Annotated in this window: 1 pseudogene; it reads right to left on the bottom strand. The window is 57.0% G+C overall.

The annotated features are described in order from the left end of the window. Positions 1-462: 462 nt before the first annotated feature. Positions 463-1,107 (bottom strand): annotated as a pseudogene (locus PG887_RS22695) (glutathione S-transferase family protein). Positions 1,108-1,222 lie beyond the last annotated feature (115 nt).

Below are 1,222 nucleotides of genomic sequence, written 5' to 3'. Positions count from 1 at the left end.
CGGAACCAGTGATTGGTTCCGGATTGTCCTACAGCAGAAGGATCGGTCAATGGATCCTTAACTGATCAGCATTGCGCGATCAAAGCGGGCTTTTTTTATGCGGCCGCCAAAGAGACAACCTCCCCCCGACTTTGCCACCAACAGCGATTGCTGCCCCCATCCCCCCTCTTCGACTGACGACTGCCATCTTCAATCAAAGGTTGCCGCATCGTTAACCCGATTCTCATCTCTCTTTCACTACACAACCCACCAGCAGAGACATACCCGGCATTTGCTTTATGCAAAAGCATGAAATATTACGCATAAACATTAAAAAATCCTCGGGGAAATATCAGCCATAAACGCATACCCACTCATTTGAATGAATATTGCTGTTTTCCCCTGCAATGGATCACGCCATGCCCCTGTCCGCCTCGCACATTGCCTGGGGCGACAATACTCGCCCACCACAAGTCATCTCGCTCAATCACGCGCTGGCGCGCCCAGCGGGAAGTAGTGTCGAAATGGCCTCGCCTCCTCCACCACCCGCACGATGGAGGGATGATTGAGCAGACGGGCGCGATAGGCACGCAGACGGCCATAGCCAGCCGGGATATCGTGGGCCCAGTCGGCGTAGAAGAGCGAGGGTGCGGCGGCGCAATCGGCCAGCGTGAAGTCTGCGCCGGCAATCCAGTGGCGTCCTTCCAGCCGCTGATCGAGCCAGGGGTAGATCTGATTGAGCAGCTCGCAGGCCTCCGCTACACCATAGCGGTCGCGATCCGCGACCGGGCGCAGCGCATCCAGCACCACTTTTTTGCATCGGCGTCATCACATAGTTGTCGAAGACGCGATCCAGCATATGCACCTCCAGACCCGCATCGCTGGGCGGGATCAGGCTGACGGGGCCCGGATGGTGCGCCTGCAGATGGGCGACGATGGTGCTGCTCTCGAGGATGCTGCGACCATCATCCAGCAACACCGGGAAGCGCTTGAGTGGCCAAAGGGCGGCAAGTTCGGCGCTGGCCGCCGGCTCTTCGAGGTTCCGGTATTCGAACAGGGTGGCATTCTCGTAGAGAGCGATCAGCACTTTCTGGCTGTAGGACGAAAAGGGTGGGCATAGAGTTTCATGGGGATGTTCCTGACGCTCAGAGGGATGACTTCCCTAGTCTAGGGAAGGTGCGAACAAGTCCCTGATATGAGATCATGTTTGTCATCTGGAGCCATGGAACAGGGTTCATCATGA

The sequence above is a fragment of the Aeromonas sp. QDB14 genome (assembly GCF_027707845.1).
GTDB classification, from domain to species: Bacteria; Pseudomonadota; Gammaproteobacteria; order Enterobacterales; family Aeromonadaceae; genus Aeromonas; species Aeromonas caviae.
This window is presented reverse-complemented; position numbering and strand designations above follow the sequence as displayed.